Consider the following 21,662-nt stretch of genomic DNA (forward strand, 5'->3'; position numbering starts at 1 on the left):
TATAGCTCTTAGTATTTTAAAAGTAAACAAGAGTTCTCTATATCACTATATAACCCACATAAACGCTAGCGTGTTATACGTTTCGCGGATTAGTTTTTATCGACGTGAGCAAGCTGTAATTCACTCAAGACAGTGTTAAATTTCTATTCATGCAAAATGGTACGCATCGTGTGGTGGAACCCATGCAGCATAATGCACCGTGCTACGAGTCCACCAGACATCAGTATGAGCTTAAAACGTAATTGAAATAAGCAGGGGTTCCTTTGACAACTTGCTCAATAACGCTTAAATGATTTTGCCTAGCCTCATCAAATGAGCTGCCTCCATATCCATCCTGGAGGAGAGCGTCGCGAATAGCTTGAGAAATAAAACGGTCAGCAAATCCCGCCTCAAATATACTCATGGATAGCACGTCAGGGAGGCCATTTTTTAGGCTCTTCTGAAAATGAGCGAGCGATGCCCCTTGCTCTCCGATTATTTCCTCTGGACTAAAAAGGAATTGTGCAAGAGCTGCCAGAATGAGCGAACAATCAAATGCCAGTGTGCTCTCCAAGAACTTAAGAATATCGTCGTCACTCACTTTTTGTTTACGCTTACCGGCTTTCTTTTTAACCTGCATCTGAGATGCTTTCTTGAAGATTTCTCCGTAACTCATTCCGCACATCCACGAAAGTGCGATCTCGAACCCTGCACCTGCAGGCTCGACGCTACGGAAAAAACGATTGTCGCAGAGCTCGGTCAGTAGTGGCCAGACGGCATTGAGCCATCCATTAGAGGAATCCAGCGCTAGCAGCATTGCTCTATGTTCGCCTGACCATACTTCAATAAATTTAGTCTGCTTTGCGCCCAGCAATGTCTTGCCGAAGAATGCCTGCTTTAAGGGTGAGCTCTCAACCGACTCAATACGTCTGGCAACCAATCTGAAGTATTCTTCAAGTTTCTCAGCCTCTTCGGCAGAGGCAAGCGAGTACGCCAATGTCTCGCGTGCAAGTTCCCCGGCCCTCTGTTCAAAGGCGGTTGCATCCATCGCAGCACAGTTTGCCATTAGATAGCTTTCAAGTGTATGCGTCATCTTTTTCCGTTCTGCCAAGGAGCTCAACAGCGCTTTTACTAGAGCATCTTTTTGCGACTTACTGAGGCGAGGGTCTGAATCCGCCACCAGATTAGCCCAGCCTTCCCACTCAACCTCCTTATCCATAAAATCCAGCAAATCGCCCCCAGCAAAGGGCAATTCTTGGTTACGGGGGAGTGCAAAAGGTTTTAACAATAAAAGGAGTGAACTGGTAACGCCTTCAGCGCGGTCAGGAGAGAGAAGCTCCACAGCGCTTTGAAATTTCCATCCTTCCTGCCAATTTTTCCTTCTGTCCCAAACTGTTGAATCAGCGAAGATTACAACCCCCTCAGTATGCATCCCTGCACGACCGGCACGCCCAATAAGATTCTGGAAGTCGCGAACTTTGACACGTCCTACCCCCTGATATACTCCCTGCACGATAAGATAGCGAATAGGCAAGTTTACACCTTGAGCAAGCGTAGATGTGCATGCAATAAAGTTAATCAGTCCTTTCTGCATACCATGTTCTAGTGCTAAGCGTATACCCTGAGGTGTATTACTGTGATGCGTGTATATACCCAGCTTTGCAGCTTTTAAAAGAAAGGAATTGCTACCGAAATTACCCTCAATAATAGTTTTCAGTGCCATGACTTCTTCAGGATTAGCGTAGGTTGAAGGCCATAACGTGTTATATCCTGCATCCGCAATCTGGACAGCCCTTTTTGCTATACCATTTGCAATCAACTTTGTCCCACAGAAAATAGCTACGGATCCCTTACTAATAACGCGTAGACCCAAATAGAGCGATACGTCGCTCGATTTCGTCCGGGTCGGAAATATCGAGCTGTCTGCTTTAATTCCCGATAGCTGTGCCGCTTCGATTATTCTCGGAACAAAGTAGTCCTCTTTGTCATATCCATTTTCATGAAACATTAACTGTCCAAGCGACTCTGTCCAGCTTGCAAAGGCAACAGACCGGCTCGTAGGTAATAGCGTTGCGCCGTCAATAACCTGTGCCTTATCCTCACCCATCAGCCAGCTAGCAATGGCCTGTGGATTTTGCATCACAGCTGAAATAAGTAGAGTCTGCGCTGTATCAGGCAGCAATCCCTTGATTTCGGTGAGCAACAATTCATAGGTTATACCTCTCACGCCAGTATCAAACTGGTGCCCCTCGTCGTAAACGACAAGACCAATGTGTTTCAAAGCCTGAGAGGACTGACGCAGCACATAGAGAAACTTTTCGGGTGTGAGGACTAATACGTTCGATGTTGAGGGCGGGGCACTTCCCAGAAGGTCAGCAATTTGTTCAACGAAGTCAATCTGCAAGGCATCCGTCAGTTCATTGACTTTAATGTCATCGCCGGCCAAATCTTGCCGAAGTGATAAGGCAATTTCATGGCAGAGTGCCCGAAAGGGTGCAACCACAACCGCAAGCTTCGTGCGCCCAGACATGAATGCACTGCGCAGAACTAACTCAATCGACCTAGTTTTCCCGGCACTTGTAGGCATCTGAATCAAGCCCGAGTCACCTCTGAATATCCCTCTTTCCCCTAAAAGAATCTGAGAAGGCCAGAGTTCTTTAGGAAAGCGTTCCCTCTGAATGACCGGCCGCCAATGATCCACTGATAAACCTGAATATTGGGAGAGGGTTACCCAAGCAGATGCTGCAAGCCTCATACGACAAATCGATATGGCGACATCTGCATAAAGCACTTCCTCGGGAGTGCCCATTTTATAAGCCTCATTCCTGAGGAGTTTCATCAGTACATCAATCTCTTGTAGCTGGGTACCTTCGGCAAAATGGTTAGCAACAGCACGCGAAAACGATGTTAGCAGCGGTCCATAACGTTTGTCGTCTAAAAGCCAGTAAGTCCTCCAGTCCGCTTTGAGCAACCATTGAAGCAAATGCTCAACATTGTTGTCTTCTTCTTTAGGTTCAATTCGACGGGCAAGGACTAAGCTACTTCCCGGGCGTCGAGCCACATAATAGGCGGCAGAGGCTAATAGTAATGTTGTGCTTTCGAGGCCTTGTGCAAATCCTGAATCCAGAACTGCGTCAAAAAAGCTGGCGCAGAAATTCAGCTCCGCTTGCGGCTCAGGGGGAAGAGAAACTAATGGCAGTGACAGCTCAGCCAGCACCCCGGTAACGTCGCCCAAGGTTGCTACGGTCATAATAAACAGCTGCAGAGGATCTGAACCTTCAGGCATTCTGAGATGCAGAGACTCATCCAGACCAAACTCGTACATCTTACCTTTCGAGCGTGTTATGCCAAAGAGGCGTTTGCTATTGAATCCAGCCTTCATTTGCAGGCCCTCTCGTAAAGTTCATGAACCAGTTTCATCTGAAGATCGGATCTCACAACCATCAGATAAAGTGCTGCCTCATTTGAGTGCGTGTTGGCCAGTGTCTTGGCAAGCTCTTCTTCATTGAAAGCTGTGTTGCAAAGAACAGCAACCGCACCTGAGTAATATGTATAAGGGTTATCTGCAGGATTCTGAAACCGTGCAATTCGGCTCACTTCCAGTGTCTTTCCTTCACGAAGGTACCTACGTTTAGTGGCGTTTAACGTGAAAGCTTGCCTTATGTGTTGATCGTTAGAACCATCGTCAACAGCGTTTTGGAGCTGGCCACCATATATACCACCTGAAAGAGACGCTTTAACTTCAAAGGCATAAAGGGCATCCCCTCGATTGGGAGTAGCAATATCCAACTGATGGAAGCCTAGTATATCAACGCCTTTGACGGACTCATTGTTGCTGGCTTTGTCAGCGTATTTTCCTCGGGGCACCCACAGATTGAGCGTGAACTCCAAGTAGTCGGAAATGAGAAATTCAGCGAAATCACCAGAACGAATTGATGGCCCGGGAGCCTTGACTTTGTCGGGGAAAATATGTGCATTTAGATACTGTTCTATCGTCATTCCTGTCCCGCACAAGAGCTCAGGAAGCTCCTGGTCTGTACAGTATTGCCGACGAAAATGCAGTGCCCAACTGTCAAGAATCGCCGGATCAGTTGGGGGCGAGAACTCCCAAACATTTATGGTCCGGCCTTCAACGGTTATCAAACCTGCTGACCTTAAATGTAAACCTTTTAAATGGTCGGGTAGCATAACAGCTCCTTTTGTTGGGCATTCACCTTAAAACAAGATCGGCAATCCATTACTACTGTAACAATGCTGTCAAAACATTAGATTAAACGGGGGATAGTAACCTCGTAAACAATTACTGGTTTGCAGTGGGGTAATTTACGGCATACTTGCCACCGCAATTAGTAGTTTTGGGGCTGACATTTATGACGGACGTCCTCGAGTCTGAGTTAAGGTATCTTATTCTGTTTATACGCACCCGCGAAACCCTAGCCTGCCTCCTCTTAATCAGCTCAAACACATGCTAAAATGTCAGCCCTCAACACAGGTCTGACCAGATACCTATTCACCGCCCGTTGAATGCCACTGGAGCGATGATTCAATAATACGCCGATACATGGTGTCGATCTGACGCGGTGCACGACGAATGTATTGCTCCGCCCTATCTCTTTGTTCTCCAGATAGTTGTTCTAAATACTTCACAATTTTTTCGGCTGTTGGAAGGATTTCTTTACCGTTGAATTTTGGAGGGAGACCGGTCCATACCACATGGTCCACGTTATTGGTGTCAGCCCATTCAGACAATCCTGGGATCAGTTTTGGAGAAGGCTGACCAGCAGACCACCTGCAAACATGCTTTTCAATATTTTTTATTGGGATACCTTCACGGCAACGTAAAGCCTCAATACTAGAGGTAAGATCCACTGATTCCATTATCGCCCACAGGGAAGGCACTAATCGATCAGTTTCGACTAGCACAAGCGTAATCCGTCCATCTAGCGACTGTCTGGCGAATTCAACGGATATAAGTGGGCCATCCTCAGACCATTTCCCCTGAACAGGTAAACCTCTTGGCTCCCAAATTAAGGAACCCCATCCAAGACAAGCGATACGAGCCATTATGCCTCCATTAGCATGGTCAGTTTAAAGGTAAAACTCACATATCTTACCGTGCCCCATTGGCACTACATTCAATCGACTTTCTGAATCCCTCACAGAGCGTTATAGCCTGCGTTTGTATCTATCGTTTGAACTTACATAACTAAGCAGATCTTCAGAAGTAAATGTAATTTTTCTCCAGAAAGCAGAAATGAAACTCAGCAAAAAAAGAAATTTTCTGGTATGGAACTCCTCCGTTTTGAAGGAGACCTGCTTGTATTTTCACTTTATCTAACGAATAAGTAGCTAAGTTTGTAGGTGAAATTATGATGCTATGATTAGATTAAATTTACCAATGTTATCAATGTAATCCGCATACCACTGCATCATCTCCCTCCGCCCTTCCAGATACAACGCATGGTTGTACGTCCCACGAATCGCATTCTTATCGACATGCGCAAGCTGGGTTTCAATCCATGCCGTATTGAACCCTTCCTCGTGCAAAATCGTACTCATCGTGTGACGGAAACCATGCCCCGTTACCTTCCCCGTGTATCCAATCCGCTTGAACACCTGATTTATACTCGCTTCGCTCATCGTTTTACGGGGGTCATTCCTTCCTGGAAACACCAGAGGATATTGCCCAGACATCACTTTGAGCTGCTGTACGATCTCCAGCGCTTGGGTAGAGAGGGGGATAAGGTGAGGCCGTTTCATCTTCATTCGCTCGGCAGGAATTTCCCACACCGCTTTCTCAAGATCAAACTCACTCCAGAAAGCACCTCGAAGCTCGCCAGTACGGACTCCCGTAAGGATCAGCAGACGAGCGGCAAGAACAACCAGCGGACTTCCTGTATAGCCTGAGAGAGCTTTGAAGAAATCAGGTAACTCCTCAACAGTAAGGAAGGGATAATGCTTTGATTCATGCCCTGACATCGCGCTGGTTAGATCCGCCGCAGGATTGTATTCCGCACGGCCGGTAACGATGGCGTAACGAAAGACTTCGCTGCAGCGCTGGCGAACCTTCTTAGCCTTCTCTGTCGCACCACGGCTTTCCATTCGACGTAGCACATTCAGCAGAACTAGCGGTTTGATTTCATTCACCGGTTGCTGGCCTATATAGGGGAAAATATCTTTATTGAAAGCTTCGATAATGTCGGAGGCATAACCTTCTGACCATCGGCTCACCTTCGTTCCGTGCCATTCAAGCGCAACTGCCTGAAACGTATTATTGAGCTGCACATCCCGAACCAGCTTTTCTTCTTTCTTGGCAAACGATGGATCGATACCCTCGGCCAGTTTTTTCTTGGCTTCATCACGCAGTGCTCTCGCTTGTGCAAGGGACACTGCCGGATAGACCCCAAAAGCCATACGCTTCTCTTTTCCATTGAAGCGATATTTCATCCGCCAGTATCGGGAGCCAGAGGGAACAACCTCAAGATACAAACCAGCACCATCTGCCAGCTTATAGGCTTTCTCTCTGGGTTTAGCTGCATCTACCTGTCGCGCATTTAGCTTCATTGGGGGCATCTCCCTGGACCGAACACAGAATGCCCCCACTTATGCCCCCAACTGTAACTTGATTTCGGTTGAATACAGTTGATAACAGGAGATAAGCTACGGGCTAGAAACCGCAGTATAAGGGCTTTGAGTTGATTTCGGTAGACTTGAGAAGAGTTTGAAATGGTGCCGATAATAGGAGTCGAACCTACGACCTTCGCATTACGAAAGCGAGCCAACTCCATAATGAGTACATATTGACGCTGATCCCTTCGTGAAGCACACTGCCCTACAGTTTCTCCAGAATTAAACACGCTTCACGATTAAGCGTAATGAACTCCTGCCAGCTATATTGCTGTTGGTAGTTAAGCTGATACTGCTTTTCTACCTGGCAAATAAGCGGACGTGTTTCATAAATCGCGCACAGCTTTGTCTCCATCTGATAGTGACGACAAATGCCGTCACCGCGATCAAGAAACTGCGTTTCACTGGCGCGATCGACGTGGCGACAACAAGCGCCACACTGGTTACAGGGAAACTGGGGCGTGAGCGTCATAGCTTACTTAACCAGCTACGTACAGAGCGGGTATTCCCTGCTTCAAACGGTAGCGCAATATTTCGGCGCTCAACCTCTGCACGCAGCAACAAACCACGCTCAATTTCACTGTTCACCGCGTTAAGATGCAGCGAGAAACGCGATAACGCTGACGTATCAATAGCAAACTCTAACGCCGAAAGCTCCAGTAGATAACGATCGAGTTCAGCATTCACCTGTTGATAATACTCTAGTGCTTTCTGATACTTATCTTTAAACGTATCCAGAAACGCCCAGACCTTTTTCATCAATGCGCTGTGTTCCAGGAAGTAGTTCATTACCAGCGTCAGAATACCTGTCGCCAGCGCACCGCAGAAAGCGGCCAGTTCCGGACCAAAAGGAAAGACGAGCATCTTGGCTAAAGCTTCGTTAACCACCACACCAGCAGCCACGGCCACACCCGCAGCCACCAGCTTGCTTACCGCTTTAGCGAGCTGCCCCGGCGCTAAGCCTTCAGGGTTAAAGACCATAACTTTAAAGGCCTGTACCAAATTGTTCCACATCTCACGAATCAGGCGCACCATCATCTTCTTAGTCGTAAAGAAGATATTGAAGAGCGTCGTCGTAATGCTGGAGAGCACGCCACCGATGGCTCCGTCTTTAAAGGACGTCAGGAAAGTGCTGAATTTACCCTGCACTCGCTGCCAGACTGCGCGTAATGCCTCCGCCGCATCTTGCAGGAAGTCTCCGGCATCGAATGAATGACGATGCTTCTCAAACATCACGGGAATACGCGCGCGGAACTCAAACCAGGTCTCTGCCAGAATCAGTCCCAACATCTGCCGCGTTCCCATGCGAAACGCATTGTTCATTGTGGCGGTGGCGACATTCTTCGCAAACTTACTGCTGGTATAATATTCCTGATTGATCGTACTGTTGTATTTTGCCCGCGCCTTTTTGTCGGCCTCTTTCATCCGTTCAAAATCGGCGGCGGCTTTATTTTCCAGCTTATTCAGCTGTTTTTGCTCTTGCTCGGAAAGCATTGGCTGGCTGCGTAAACGGGCAATTTCCTGCGTGGTCACAGCATGCTGTTCTTGTAGCGTTTGCACGAAGGCATCCATCGTTTTCGCCTTCTTCGCCTTATTCAGCGACTCATTCGTGAAGGTCAGATTTGATGAATCATTAGCCAGATCGGCACCATCGCATTCGGCAAGGATACGCCCTGGATCGTTGTGAATTTCATGGGCGGCAATAATATGGTCGAGGTTCTTTTTATCATTAGCCGCAAATTTCTCACCGGTGTAGGTATCGGTCAACGTACCGGCCTCGTGCGCCTTTTTTCCCGCCCGGTTGGTGGCAATGTAGTTTTCGTGGCTATGGTAATGATGAGAATCATACCCTTCACGTTGCTCGTACCGTTGACGCTCGGCGTCGGTGGCATACACTCCCTCGCGAGCGTTATGAATGGTATTCACATCGCCGCCGTGTTTATCCTCCAGCAAGAGAAAATCCAACCCAAAAGAGGTGGTCAGACTCTTAACCACCGTCTGATGTAACTCTTCACCCCAGTCAAACCTGGCTGTGTTCATTGTGCTCGCCCATAGCAATGCCGGGCAGATTCGCCCGGCGCGTCGATTAAATACGAGAAGAAAATGCGTCAAACTCAGAAGCAGAAACCGCCAGTTTTTCGTCCAGAATCTCTTTGTTCAGCAGGTTCATACCGTTGCTGTCGGTTTGCAGTTGGATCACGCCATCTTCGATAACAGCTTCACCGTTTTCCTGCGTCACCGGCTTGAACAGCGGCGTGGTGATCACGTCGGTCATGATGGCGGCTAATTCATAACCATGGTCGATAATAGCCATGATCTCTTCCGACTCACTAATCTCAGTGGTTATATTCTTCTCATGACGCTCAACAATGATGGCATGCATCGCTTTCAGCGGTTCAAAGTAGTGTTGAACAAAGACGCCATGCATACGGGTTATTGATTCATAAATGCTATTTACATACTGCTGCACCTTCGTCAGCTGCGCTTCAGCCGCATTCATTTTTTCCACCGCAGCTGTCACTTCACGGGAGCTTTGATAAGCATTGTTAAGCGCCTTTTCGGCATGGCTATCGTAAGCCCAGCCTGCGATAGCAATCAACGGAGCCACTACCGCGCCACCAAGTACCATCGCACCGCCCGCCATTCCCCAGCCGCCTGCGGCCAGAGAACCGCCGCCAATAGCCGCCATTGTGGCGTTATACGCCGCCGCACCAGACAGGGCGGCAATCGGCGTACCGGTAGACGCTGCGGCAAATGCCATCACACCGCTGTACACGGCAAAACCAGCGGCAGCACCGGACACCCCGGCACCGACGACCGTCGTCAGGTATTCCGTAGCGGAAATCGCCAGACTCTGAATTTTATTGATGTTGTGCTGCGGTACCTTCAGACGAAGATCTTTATGCCCATCCTTAGCCATACGCGCCAACAGATCGTCGGCAATCGTTTTAAATTCATTGAAATCTTTACCGATCTTCAGTTCTTTTTCACCCAGCTCGGCCAGTTTTTTCGACGTTGTTTCATTCGCCAGATCAAAGCTCTCTTTATGCTTATCAAAGCGACGCTGCGCGCGATCTAAAACATCGTCGGCTTCTGATTTTTTCTGGTAGCCATCATAAGCTTTTTTGCCACCAAACGCCGTTGCCGCTGCCGCGACGCCCAGAATAATGAAAGGTAATGCCATAAATAAAAATCTCCTGTGCAATAAGTCGTTGTTACCCGCTACACATCACATTCCAGAACAGGAACAGAGTCGCGATCGCCAGTGATGTAGTTATGCAGTATGTTGATGACCGTTTTTTTCAACCATTCAGGTTCCAGAATTTCTATATTCGGTAACCAGAATAGAATTAGTGGAATAATTTGATTCTGATGTGCTGCCTTGCAAAGCAAAGTCACGCCATCATTCTCTTCACGCACTAATTCTTGCTGAGGCAGTAAATCTCGTCTTGCGAAGTAGCCTGCAATGCTGTGTTTAATACGCACCCGCACCTCAAACGTCTCTTCACTTACCCAAGGATCGCGATGCTCATCAATTAATGACAGTGTGGGTGTATCGACCGTAAAATGCTCTTTCCGGATATCCAACCACCGAATTTTACTTAACGAAAAAGACTTTAGCTTTCCGTCCTCGGTCGCCTGCAGATACCAAATATTTTTCTGGTTAACTAATTTATAAGGGTGAACGGTGCGCGTTTTGTCTTTATATAAAATATGACAGACACTGTTTTTCTGAATCGCTTTTTCTAATAAGTTAAAATACTTTCGCAAATCATTTCTGACTGAATGTTCAGGGCGACCAAACTGAACTCTAACATGCTGTTCTACCGCTCGTTTTTCTAAGCTAAGCCAAAAATCCTCATCTCTATCAGGAAAAACCGCGTCGGCGTCCAGCAGCTTTGCCAGTGGGTCATGAAGGGCATAGGCGCTATTATTCTGCGCGCGAATCGGTATCAATCGATACTCTCCTCCACCACACCCCTCAATAAAGGAGGAAAGCATATTAAGATCACGATAGACCGTTCGTTCAGTGATATTAAATTTCTTCATCAACTGATAGCGATTCACTACGCCACAAGTTTGCAGCTCTATTAGGATATCGACTAAACGTTCTGCTGAGCAACTCCTTGCTGAATCAGCCATAAGCACCTACTTTTCTGTTTTCCTGACATGAATTATATATAAAATGCTGACATATCCTGTCAGTGTATCGGCACGCTGATCATTTTTTTTAGAGAAATCGACAATTTATTTGACCATTAGTCGCATTGGACAATTTTTAGGGACAAAAAGCGCTCCTCATCAGGAGTAAATGCCAGAGACATGGCGGCCAAAAGACCACCTACATACATCCTCATCAAACTGGCTAACGGCTATCTCTTCCACTAAGCCAAATTCAACGCTGAGTTTGCAAAGGTGGATTGTCAGGAGAGTTTCTTAATGATGGCCAGTATCGTGGTATGAACGCCGGTATTTGGTTTCTTCACGCTGAGTAAAAAAACATCATCTGCAGAAGGATGTGGACGCGCTGGCAGCTGTTAGTGCTGCTGACTGAGTCGTTGAAACACGAGCTAATTCGTTGTACAACCGGGCTTACCCATTGATTTCATAGTGACAAGGGGCTAATTTGTATCTCATTAAACATGATTATGACCCTCATTAAAGCCAGACTATGAACATCAGCGAAAAAACATATCATCAATTGAAGGCCAAAATCATCGCCAATGAGTTGGTGGGGGCTATCTCAGAAAATGAGCTATGTCAGGAACTTAATGTCAGCCGTACGCCGCTGCGCGAAGCTTTGTTTCGCCTGATGACTGAAGGCTGGATTGAGCCTTCCAAAAATAAAACGAAAACCATTAAACCCATTACGCTCAGTGAAATACGTGATATTTTCCAGATCCGAAAAGACATTGAAATTATGGTATTGAATTTGTCATGGGAGAACCAGGACCCGCAACGCTACCAGACAATTAAAGATAAAATTGAAGTCGGTTTTCATGATTCGAATGTGTCTTTATTACTCGAAGCTGATAACGAGCTACATGAACAAATGCTATCCGATTGCCACAACGCTATTGTGACTAAAACGCTGACCTTCATGTATGACCGGTTACGCATGCTGCGTTCAGACAAAATGAAAAATGATTCAATTATTGATTCATCCAAAGAACATTTGAAAATTTGCGCCGGTATTATTGCCCGCGATATAGAACAAACCCGTGAGGCCATTGCCCATCACGTCAACAACTCCTACAACCGCCTGTTCTCCAGCTTTAAATAGGCTATGCATATAACATGACCGGTATTTCTACCGGTCATGTGGAAAGTTAAAAATTAGTAGAGTTGTCGGTACAACGCCTTAATCTCTTCAATACAGGTATCTCGAGGGTTTCCACCTGTACAGACGTCCGCCATTGCCGCGGCTGCCAGAGCATCGATATCTTCATATTTCATGCCGATATCGCGCAGTCGGGCGGGAATATTTACGTCTCGGTTAAGCTGTGCCACGGCTTCAACGGCCGCCTGACGCGCCTCTTCGATCGGCATCACCATGGCCTGAGTATTGCCCAAAGCCTGTGCAATTTGGCGATATTTGTCTCCTGTAAACTCGGCGTTGTATGCCATGATATGCGGCAATAGCACTGCATTGGCGACGCCGTGTGGCGTACCATAGAATGCACCCAGAGGATGGGCCATCCCATGCACCAGGCCCAATCCGACATTAGAAAAGCCCATCCCGGCAATATACTGCCCCACCGCCATGCCTTCAGCGTCCTGGGCGATTCCCTGTATCGAACCGCGTAGCGAACGCCCTATCATCTCAATCGCCTTTAAATGAAGCGTATCGGTTAATTCCCATGCCCCTTTCGTAATATATCCTTCGATTGCATGAGTCAGTGCGTCAACACCGGTTGCCGCTTTTAAACTGGGCGGCATGCTGGCCATCATGTCAGCATCAATAATGGCAACGACCGGAATAGCATGAGGATCGTAGCAAACGAACTTACGTCGGTTCTCTACATCGGTAATCACATAGTTAATAGTCACCTCAGCTGCCGTACCCGCGGTCGTTGGAATGGCAATCATCGGTACAGCGGCATTTTTAGTGTCAGCCCCACCTTCGAGGCTGCGGACATCGGCAAACTCAGGGTTGTTAATGATTATCCCTACCGCTTTGCACGTATCCTGCGGTGAACCGCCACCAATAGCGACCAGGTAATCTGCCCCCGCCTGACGAAATGCCTCAACACCTTGCTGCACGACGTCAATCGTAGGGTTAGGTATGACCTTATCAAAAATTTGGTAAGGCAACCCTGCGCTATCAAGAATATCAAGTACCTTGGTCGCTACATTAAACTGGATAAGATCGTGGTCAGTAACTACCAGCGCTTTTTTAAAACCTCGCTTTTTAACTTCATCAACGATAGCGTTAATTGAACCCACGCCAAAATATGAGGTTTCATTTAATATCATTCTATAAGACATATTCTATACCTTATAACAGAGAGATATAACAGCAATACAGCATTGCCGTGGCATAATGTGTGCTGTTATTGATTTTTGATTATTGGATACTGAACATTATGTCAATCTGTTGCGATTCCTGACGAGTTAGTTCCCCCGCAAAGCTTCTTGATTTCTCTCCAGAATACTGAAACTTATGAGCCACTGTGGTTTTAATTGTAGTAACAAAATCATTACCAATATTATAAATAGCAGAAAGTCGGCTTATCTCACGCTGTATGCCAGTAAGCTGGGTAAGATCATTTTCATCCCAGGCTTTAATTGCCTGCACAAAAAGTTCGGGGCAAATATTATTTAATCCTGAAATAACTCCCGCGCCACCCGCGAGAAGATTTGGGATAAGATATTCATCATAACCGGACAGAACAACAAAATCGTCTCTAACGGACGCGACTTTCTGAATAATTGCGCGAGTATGAGAGAGACAATCAACAGTATCTTTAACACCCACAAAATTGGGAAATTCTGCCGCTAATTGCGCTACCAGTACCGCGTCCAGGTCGCATCCAGTTCGGGCAGGAAAGTTGTATGCGAACCATTTTCCATTCAGGCGCTGCCCCAGATCGCGGTAGTATGCCAATAGTTGGGCCGGCGTTTGTTGAAAATAGTAGTGAGGTAGAATCATCACTGCTTGATACCCGCAATGCCAGGCCTCTTCTGCCAGACGTATCATATCCGCCATACAGGTAGCTGAGATATTTGCCACCAGCGGCCGCGATGACATTTTCCGTGCCTCACGGATAAGCATCAGTCGTTCATCCAGCGTTAATGCGGTGAACTCCCCAATACTTCCCATTAGCAATACGACATGAGTCCCAGCCTCTTCCAACCGTCGCAAATGCTGCTGCAGTGCCGATAAATCAATATTTCCTTGTTGATCAAAAGGCGTAATTGATGGGCACCATGCACCGTGAAATTGAGCATGATTTTCAGACATAATATATTCCTGAGAAAATAAAAATTGTTTTATTCAATGACATGGTAAACAACAGTATCAGCCTGTATTTTCTGCCAGTCCCACTGAATACCCAAACCAGGTTCTTCTGGTGGGAAAGCATATCCTTCGCGAATATTCACTTTATTTAGAGTAACACTATCGAGCTGTGGAATATATTCCAACCAACGGCTATTAGTAATGGCGCAACATAATGATATATGCAATTCCATCAAGAAATGCGGACAGACAATTTTATTAAAGCATTCCGCCATATGTGCAACTTTAAGCCATGGTGTAATACCACCAATACGAGCCACATCAACCTGAATAATATCTGCGGCATTATTCTGTAAATACTCTTTGAAGTGCTGGATAGAATAAATGGACTCACCCACCGCGACAGGAATGGTGGTTGACTCACACAATTTTTGATGAGAATCAACATCATGCGCCAGAAACGGCTCTTCAATCCATGAAAGATTAATATGCTCCAACAACGCAGCGCGCTGTTTGGCTTCCGAGAATTTAAACGCCTGGTTGCAATCAGTCATGATCACGTACTCATCACCCACCGCTTCACGTACAGCAGTCAAACGCTCGATATCACGCACCGGACTTTCAGAACCAATTTTGATTTTAGAACCGCAGAATCCCTGCGCCTTAACAGCCAGCGCATCATCAACTAATTCCTGAGTGCTTAAATGCAGCCAGCCCCCTTCGGTGGTGTATAACTTCATGCGCGACTTCGCACCACCTGCGACTTTATACAGCGGCAAATTCATGCGCTTACACTTCAAATCCCATAATGCGGTATCAATGGCTGCCAGTGCCAGAGACGTAATGGCGCCAACCGAGGTCGCGTGAGTTGAGAACAGCAATGATTCCCAGATGCCCTCAATCATCGTCGCATCCTGACCAATCAATTTCGGTAACAGGTGATCTCGTAACAGCGCAACCACAGATGAGCCGCCGGTGCCAATTGTGTAGGTATAGCCCTCACCAATTTCTCCACTCGATGTTGTTAAACGAATAATCGGCGTCTCTTGTGAGACAAAAGACTGAATCGCATCGACACGTTTTACTTTAGGTTTCAAATCAACCATAAAGATTTCGGCTTTAACTATTTTCATTACATCCTCAATATCTGTTAATTTTTTCGCAAAGTTACAAATGATGCTTACTGAATACCAATGCTGGCCAGTTCATCCCACAATTCCTGCGGAATATCCCAGTTAGCCCAGGCAAAATTAGTCAACGCTTGTTCTACGGATTGAACGCCGCAGGTTACGGTGACCACATTTTGGTTTCTTAATGGGAATTGCAGCGCCGCAGCACCAATCGGTACGGCATATTTTGCACATAGCGCTTCTATCGCATTTACTTTTTCAATAACCTGCGCTGGCGCGGAACCGTATTCATACAACGCCTTAGATTTATCTTTCGCGACTAAAACTCCGGTAGCGAAAGGTGCAGCAACAGCCACCGAAACATTGTTGCTTTCACATTTGGCAAAGAAAGCCTGACGGTCTGTTTCCAGCAGGTTGTAGCGGTTGGCGAGCATTAAGATATCCGGGGCAGCGTTATCCATCACCTCCATCAGGATTGCCTCTTCATTCGCGCCTGCGCCCCAGGCTTTGATATCACCATTGCGCTTAAGCTCTTCTAGTGCTTTCTGCCCTGACTCACAGAAGGTTTTAAAATGTTGGCGTTCCAGTTCCGTATTGCCGTAGGTATAAGTGCCGAGATCGTGTACATAGAGAATGTCGATATAACGGGTTCCCAGCCGCTGGATAGAGTTTTCGTATGAGCGCATGATGCCCTCATAGGAGTAATCAGCCTGTCGGTTAAAAGGGTTCTCATCATAAAAAAATTCTCCTGCTTCAAGGCCTGGCTCTTGTTTCCGGGATTGCAGCAGACGACCAACCTTGGTGGACAAAACATATTCGCTACGCTCCAGTCCACGTAATCCCAGACCTAAACGCAACTCAGAAAGTCCGCTGCCATAATGTGGTGCAGTATCAAAGTAGCGCCAGCCAACCTGAATGGCCTTATCAACAATGTCCATGGCTTCGTTATTGCTCAGCGTTCTGAATAAGTTAGCCAGGCTGGCTGCGCCGAAGGTTAAAGAAGGTACACTAAGCCCTACACTTTTAATTGTATTCTGAGTGATCATAATATTCCCCTGATGTTTATCAGTATTCTTAGTCAACTTTGTTTGCAGTTAATGAGGTCGCTGCTGTTGATTTATTATTAATATTAAAAATCAACTTCAGCACATAAATAATAATCCCGGTCACTACGATAGAAAAAAGACACAAGAGCGCAGGATTCATTCCTTTTAACAGCTCGAACATTTTGTAGAAGATATAAGATATAGCGTGTGAGCCACCATCGATTGATGAGGCCATCATCTCTTTTGGCACATTCAGTTGTGCCTTTTCGGCCAAAGCCTGCGACACTACAGCGAGATCCGAACCAAACCACAGGATCCCACACACGATGACAATGCCATTAATTAATCCACGGAACATGTTTCCGTTGCATGCAACCGTGCCAAAGACAACAAATATCGGCAGATAAGGAATATCGGCGAATGGCATCATGGTATTAAAAGGCAAAATAGTACTAATCAGGATCGTGAGTGGCACCATCAAAATACCTACAGACAATACCGCAGGGTTTTTAAAAGCAATTTCACCGCTGATACCAAAATAAAGTGACTTTGTTGGAAAACGTTTCTTTACCCATTCAGAAGCAATTTCAGTAATCGGTACCAGACCACTGACCAGCACTCCCGCCATCGTCGGTAATAACACCATGACCGCAGCAAAATTCATTCCACTCTTAATAATATCGCTGAACGGTAGCGCGCCAAGCATACCGATGATCACCCCCAGAATGGCCCCCATCGCTAACGGACTACCAAAAAACCCTAGTTTGGCTTCAATTTTGCTGAGATTAAGGTCAATTTTGTTAATCAACGGAATGCGATCAATTACACGGTCCATTAAAAATGCCAGCGGGGCCCATGCGACGATCTCCGCCTGAGTAATGGTCACGTTTGGCGTGTCACAGAATTTCTGCACATGTGGGGCAATGTAATCGGCGATTTTTAGCGTAATAATAAATGTGATCCAACTTGCAAAAATCCCCATCCAAAATGAACCCGTCACCTGTTCAACGATGATTCCGGCAAATACAAAGTGCCAGTAATTCCAAAAATCAACGTTAAGAGTTTTGGTGGTATTGGTTGAAATCATCAACAAATTAGTGGCAAAACATAACGCATAAACAATCGGCAGAGAAAGCGCAGCCAGACTGAAGGCGCTAATTAACGGCCAGCCCAGATCCAATACTTCATAATGAAGATTGAGGTTTTTTACCATCGCTTCTGTCGAGCTGCTAAGTGATGTCACCATAAAACCGATCAGCAACGAAAGACCGAGAAACCCAATACCTACCGTCATTGCATTTTTCGCCGCATCGGCAAGTTTCGCGCCAAATAGCACGGCAAATAAAAACATAATCATTGGAATGACCACTGCCGGGCCAAATCCGAGGATATATTGAACGACTTCCATAAGTGCCCCCCTGTTACTTTAATGAGTAAACCTTCTCTGCCACGCGATAAAAAAAGTTATCGCTGGAATGAGCCTGGTGAGATTGCAGGTAGTTCTGGTAAAGCCCTAAAGTGTCGGCATACGGTAATGCCAGTAGAGAAACAGGCCAGTCGGATCCATACATCACTCGCTCATCACCAAATGCGGCAAAAACCGAGCTAAAATAAGGTTCAAGCTCCTGGCTCGCCTGCCCAGGTCCCGTCCAGCGGGCATAATCTGCTTCCGTGACCAGGCCTGATAGTTTGCAAAAAACATTGCTGTAAGCCTCACCAATCAACATTAACTGTTCACGCCAGCGGGTAATTTCTCCGTCGCGAACTGCGGGTTTTGCCGCATGTTCGATAACAAAGGTCACTTCCGGACAAGCAGAGATAAGCTGGCTTGCCGCCTCCAGCTGTTGGTGCGTAACCAGCAGTTCATACACCAGCCCCTGCTCTCCAACGCATCGTACCCCCTGGATAAATTGCGGGGTCACTAAATGGCTCTCAGGCAAGCCCTGAGACATATAGCGGATGCCTTTCAGATAGCGGGATTTTCTCTGCAGTCTCTGCAAATCCTCTGCGATCCCAGCCCCGCGGTTTATATCCACCCATCCCACAACACCTTTTACTTCATCGTGATGCTCAGCTATTTCCAGCAGCCATTCGGTCTCCTCAATTGAAGGGATGGCTTGTACTAAAATGGCGCCTTCGATGTGGTTTTCAGCCAATACGGTCTGCAAATCGTCAATAAGAAAATCACGGCGAATTGCCGCCAGATCGTCTGTGATCCAGGCAAAATGTTCTCCCTGGCAATGCCAAACATGGTTATGGGTATCAATCACTTTCATACTCACTCTCCTGTATTTTAATTGTATACAATGAGAATACAATAAAAGTCTGTGGTTAAAAGGCAACCACGGAATGCACTATCTGAGTACGGGATCACAATTTTCACGGTTTATCTGTAGGCTAAAAAAGGGACGTAAAAGCCTATAACCGCCGTAGAATCCGATGTCACTGGCTGAACTATTGCATGTGGTTAATGTGGTGGACGCTTGTACGTCCCGCTGAAATTACAGAAGCAGAATGAGCAGAGAAGAGCTATGGATGGGTAAGTACGAACTAAAATCTAAACGTTTCGTAAGTTACGATGTATTGATACGTTAACATTAATAAATAACGGTTATTTTATTGAAACCCTAAATTACGACGAGAGTTTAATACACGCCCCAACTTTGAGCCTTGCGCGCTAAACAGTGACTTAACAGTCCCCCCACGTTTCAGTTTTGTAACATCCACCAGAAAATTAGCGATACCCCCACATAATTCACACATCCCTCCGGTTGATGAAACGAAGCAGTTAGGTTAATCATATTGAGGCGCGCGGAAGCCAGGGGCTGTCTACCCGCACGGTATCCCGGTGATCGAGCCCCTGGATAAGATGCAGCGCGCTAAGACGCCCGATTTCATAGTGCGGCAGCTGTACCGTTGATAGCGGCGGCAAAAATAGCTCGCCGGTGCCCACCATATTGTCATAGCCCAGCACAGCGACGTCCTGCGGAATGCGCAGCCCTCGCCCCAGCAAGACCTGGTAAATAACAAAAGCCACGCGGTCGTTACCGCACACCACCGCATCGAACATCGGGCGCGCGCCGCTCAGGTAATGCCCGGCAATCTCCGCCGCATCAATATGGTGGCGCTCGCCCGGCGGAAGATAGTGGTGGAACATTGCATCAGGGTCGACACCCGCTTCACGACAAGCCCTTTCCATTCCCGCCCGACGGCGATCGGTCGCCACAATTCCTTTCGGCAGGTGGATGCACAGCAGTCGGCGATAGCCTGCGGCCAGCAGCGCTTTCACGCCAAGATATTGCCCTTGTTCATCATCGGGAATATAGGTGGGGAAAGGGCCGCTTGTGCTTTCGCAGTTCGCCAGCACGCAGCGATACTTATGCAGCTTTTCCGGTACCGGTACCTGGCGCAGCCCCATCGCGGTGTAGATAATACCGTCCGGACGATGCGCCAGCAGCAGATCAACCATTTTCTCTGGCTTGTCATTGCTGAACATATTCACCACAAAGCTATTCCAACCGTGTGCCCGCGCGGTCTCTTCGATAGAGAGCGTTATCTCCACGGAAAATGGCGTAGTCATGGTGTCCAACGCCAGCACCCCAATCGTGTTAGCCGTGGTTTTTGCACCACGAATTTTTTTAGCGGAGAGATCGGAGACATACCCCAGCGCATCTACCGCTTCCATCACCTTTTTATAGGTTTCAGGCCGTAGCCGTTCGGGCTCGTTAATCGCCCGCGATACGGTCATTAACGAGACGTTAGCCCGCTGCGCCACATCCTTTAAAGATGCCATACCCTCTCCTTCGCCGGTGTTCACTTTGCCGGGGTCTGAAAATGCGATCTCGATAACACCTGCAAAATGTTAACGTTAACTTTTGTGATTAACATCGATATTACCATCAAATCTGCGAGAAAACCGAGAATGTTAACGTTATCTTTTGGACAATTCACTTACAGGGACAAGCAAATGACGTCACTACTTTCCAAAGCCAACGAAGCCTTAAGCCAGCAGAAAGACCTTATAAACCCGCGTTGGTATCCACACTATCACCTGGCGCCACCGGCGGGTTGGATGAACGATCCCAACGGCCTGTCCTGGTTCGATGGTTACTACCATGCGTTCTATCAGCACTATCCGTGGCAGCCGGTCTGGGGACCAATGCACTGGGGCCATGCGCGCAGCCGCGATATGGTGAACTGGGAGCACTTACCCATCGCACTGGCACCAGAAGGGCCGGAAGATAAAGACGGCTGTTTTTCCGGTTCAGCGGTGGTTGAAGGCAATAAGCTGGCCCTGATCTACACCGGACATAAGTTTGACGGCGAGGCGAAAGAGGAAAACCTGTATCAGGTACAGTGCCTGGCCACCAGCACCGATGGAATTCACTTTGAACGCCAGGGCATGATTCTGGATACCCCGCGAGGTGTACACCATTTTCGCGATCCGAAAGTCTGGCAAGAGGGAGACAACTGGTACATGGTGGTGGGCGCCCGGGTCGATGACGTGGGCGAAGTGCAGCTCTATCGCTCGCAAGATCTACAGCACTGGCAGTTTGCCAGCACGCTTGGCAGGGCCGATGACGGCATGGGCTACATGTGGGAGTGCCCAGACCTCTTCCCACTCAACAATAATCTCGTCTTCATGTTCTCGCCGCAGGGCATCGCCGCAGACGGATACGATTACCGTAACCTGTTCCAGAGCGGCTATATGGTCGGCGAATGGCAGGATAATCTCCATTTTCACGTCACCCACGCCTTCCAGGAGATGGATCACGGGCATGATTTTTACGCCCCCCAGTCATTTACCACCCCGGATGGGCGCCGCATCGTGATTGGCTGGCTGTCGATGTGGGAATCGCCAATGCCAGAACAAGCCGACGGCTGGGCGGGCATGCTTACCCTCCCCCGCGAGGTGACGCTCGATACCGATCAGCGGCTGCGTATGAACCCGGTGAAAGAGCTGGAATTATTACGCGGTGAGCTTCATGTCTGGCCAGTCAGCGAACTACACAATCGCACCCTGATGGTAGAGGAGCAGGCGCACGCTATTGAAGTCGAATTGAGTCTCGATATCGCCCGCAGCAGTGCTGAAGAATATGGTATCGCGCTGGGTGATGGACTACGGGTCTACGTCGATGCTCAGGCACAGCGTTTGGTGCTGGATCGCCGCTACCCGCAGCATAGTCTCTCTGGTTATCGCAGCGTGCCGCTGCCAGTTGGTGACCGGCTGGATCTGCGCTTATTTATCGACAGCTCCTCGGTAGAGGTATTTGTCAATCACGGTGAATATACCCTTAGCAGTCGTATTTATCCTGAACCGGACGATCGCCAACTGACCTTATTCAGCCTGAACGGACACGCCATTTTTAATCAAGGGCATGCCTGGCCGCTCAGCGCCAAATAAACACCCGTCTTACT

Annotated in this window: 17 protein-coding genes; 2 read left to right on the plus strand and 15 right to left on the minus strand. The window is 47.5% G+C overall.

Annotated elements, in window-relative coordinates:
• Positions 1 to 220: 220 nt before the first annotated feature.
• From OGX90_RS02555 to OGX90_RS02590, 8 genes are all read right to left on the minus strand, one after another.
• Positions 221 to 3,361 (minus strand): DEAD/DEAH box helicase, encoded by a 3,141-nt coding sequence (locus OGX90_RS02555; protein ID WP_097357500.1) that lies wholly within the window; start codon positions 3,359 to 3,361, stop codon positions 221 to 223.
• Entirely contained in the window at positions 3,358 to 4,167 is an 810-nt protein-coding gene (locus OGX90_RS02560; protein WP_032410149.1) for a Hachiman antiphage defense system protein HamA, read from the minus strand. Before OGX90_RS02560 ends, OGX90_RS02555 begins: the two co-directional genes overlap by 4 nt.
• Positions 4,168 to 4,485: 318 nt before the next feature.
• The gene (locus OGX90_RS02565) at positions 4,486 to 5,043 is read right to left on the minus strand and encodes a hypothetical protein (protein ID WP_071994603.1); all 558 of its coding nucleotides are present in this window, start codon (positions 5,041 to 5,043) and stop codon (positions 4,486 to 4,488) included.
• Between the two features lie 303 nt (positions 5,044 to 5,346).
• Positions 5,347 to 6,543 carry a tyrosine-type recombinase/integrase gene (locus tag OGX90_RS02570; protein WP_284658631.1) on the minus strand — a complete coding sequence of 399 codons (1,197 nt, stop codon included), beginning with the start codon at positions 6,541 to 6,543 and terminating at the stop codon, positions 5,347 to 5,349.
• 268 nt (positions 6,544 to 6,811) lie between these two features.
• Positions 6,812 to 7,078, minus strand: coding sequence for a YkgJ family cysteine cluster protein (locus tag OGX90_RS02575; RefSeq protein WP_286573524.1), 267 nt, complete (start codon positions 7,076 to 7,078; stop codon positions 6,812 to 6,814).
• Entirely contained in the window at positions 7,075 to 8,646 is a 1,572-nt protein-coding gene (locus OGX90_RS02580) for an ATP--cob(I)alamin adenosyltransferase (RefSeq protein WP_048235249.1), read from the minus strand. The genes OGX90_RS02575 and OGX90_RS02580 overlap by 4 nt, the downstream gene beginning before the upstream one ends.
• A 46-nt stretch (positions 8,647 to 8,692) precedes the next feature.
• Entirely contained in the window at positions 8,693 to 9,790 is a 1,098-nt protein-coding gene (locus tag OGX90_RS02585) for a hypothetical protein (protein ID WP_048235248.1), read from the minus strand.
• Positions 9,791 to 9,828: 38 nt separating this feature from the next.
• Positions 9,829 to 10,749 carry a helix-turn-helix transcriptional regulator gene (locus tag OGX90_RS02590; RefSeq protein ID WP_103285325.1) on the minus strand — a complete coding sequence of 307 codons (921 nt, stop codon included), beginning with the start codon at positions 10,747 to 10,749 and terminating at the stop codon, positions 9,829 to 9,831.
• Between the two features lie 529 nt (positions 10,750 to 11,278).
• On the opposite strand from OGX90_RS02590, the gene OGX90_RS02595 reads away from it, so the two are divergent.
• Entirely contained in the window at positions 11,279 to 11,890 is a 612-nt protein-coding gene (locus OGX90_RS02595; RefSeq protein ID WP_048216229.1) for a GntR family transcriptional regulator, read from the plus strand.
• A 53-nt stretch (positions 11,891 to 11,943) separates the two neighbouring features.
• On the opposite strand, the gene fucO is transcribed toward OGX90_RS02595, so the two are convergent.
• The 7 genes from fucO to OGX90_RS02630 all read right to left on the minus strand — a co-directional run bounded on the left by fucO (position 11,944) and on the right by OGX90_RS02630 (position 20,037).
• Complete coding sequence (fucO, locus tag OGX90_RS02600) at positions 11,944 to 13,095, minus strand: lactaldehyde reductase (protein WP_048224064.1); 1,152 nt, start codon at positions 13,093 to 13,095, stop codon at positions 11,944 to 11,946.
• A gap of 79 nt (positions 13,096 to 13,174) precedes the next feature.
• Positions 13,175 to 14,071: a dihydrodipicolinate synthase family protein gene (locus OGX90_RS02605; RefSeq protein ID WP_286623087.1), complete on the minus strand. Its 897-nt coding sequence runs from the start codon at positions 14,069 to 14,071 to the stop codon at positions 13,175 to 13,177.
• 29 nt (positions 14,072 to 14,100) lie between these two features.
• Positions 14,101 to 15,201, minus strand: a complete 1,101-nt coding sequence (locus tag OGX90_RS02610) for a mandelate racemase/muconate lactonizing enzyme family protein (RefSeq protein WP_048216226.1) — start codon at positions 15,199 to 15,201, stop codon at positions 14,101 to 14,103.
• 47 nt (positions 15,202 to 15,248) lie between these two features.
• On the minus strand, positions 15,249 to 16,244 hold the full coding sequence (locus OGX90_RS02615; RefSeq protein ID WP_286583650.1) for an aldo/keto reductase: 996 nt from the start codon (positions 16,242 to 16,244) through the stop codon (positions 15,249 to 15,251).
• 28 nt (positions 16,245 to 16,272) lie between these two features.
• A complete protein-coding gene (locus OGX90_RS02620) occupies positions 16,273 to 17,652 on the minus strand; it encodes a PTS transporter subunit IIC (RefSeq protein WP_053071042.1) in 1,380 nt (459 codons plus the stop codon).
• Positions 17,653 to 17,665: 13 nt separating this feature from the next.
• Entirely contained in the window at positions 17,666 to 18,520 is an 855-nt protein-coding gene (locus OGX90_RS02625) for an amidohydrolase family protein (protein WP_286623089.1), read from the minus strand.
• Between the two features lie 521 nt (positions 18,521 to 19,041).
• Complete coding sequence (locus OGX90_RS02630; protein WP_213752341.1) at positions 19,042 to 20,037, minus strand: LacI family DNA-binding transcriptional regulator; 996 nt, start codon at positions 20,035 to 20,037, stop codon at positions 19,042 to 19,044.
• Between the two features lie 174 nt (positions 20,038 to 20,211).
• On the opposite strand from OGX90_RS02630, the gene OGX90_RS02635 reads away from it, so the two are divergent.
• The gene (locus OGX90_RS02635) at positions 20,212 to 21,648 is read left to right on the plus strand and encodes a glycoside hydrolase family 32 protein (protein WP_234692004.1); all 1,437 of its coding nucleotides are present in this window, start codon (positions 20,212 to 20,214) and stop codon (positions 21,646 to 21,648) included.
• Positions 21,649 to 21,662: the final 14 nt, after the last annotated feature.

This window comes from Citrobacter sp. Cpo012 (assembly GCF_030333015.1).
Lineage (GTDB): Bacteria > Pseudomonadota > Gammaproteobacteria > Enterobacterales > Enterobacteriaceae > Citrobacter > Citrobacter portucalensis.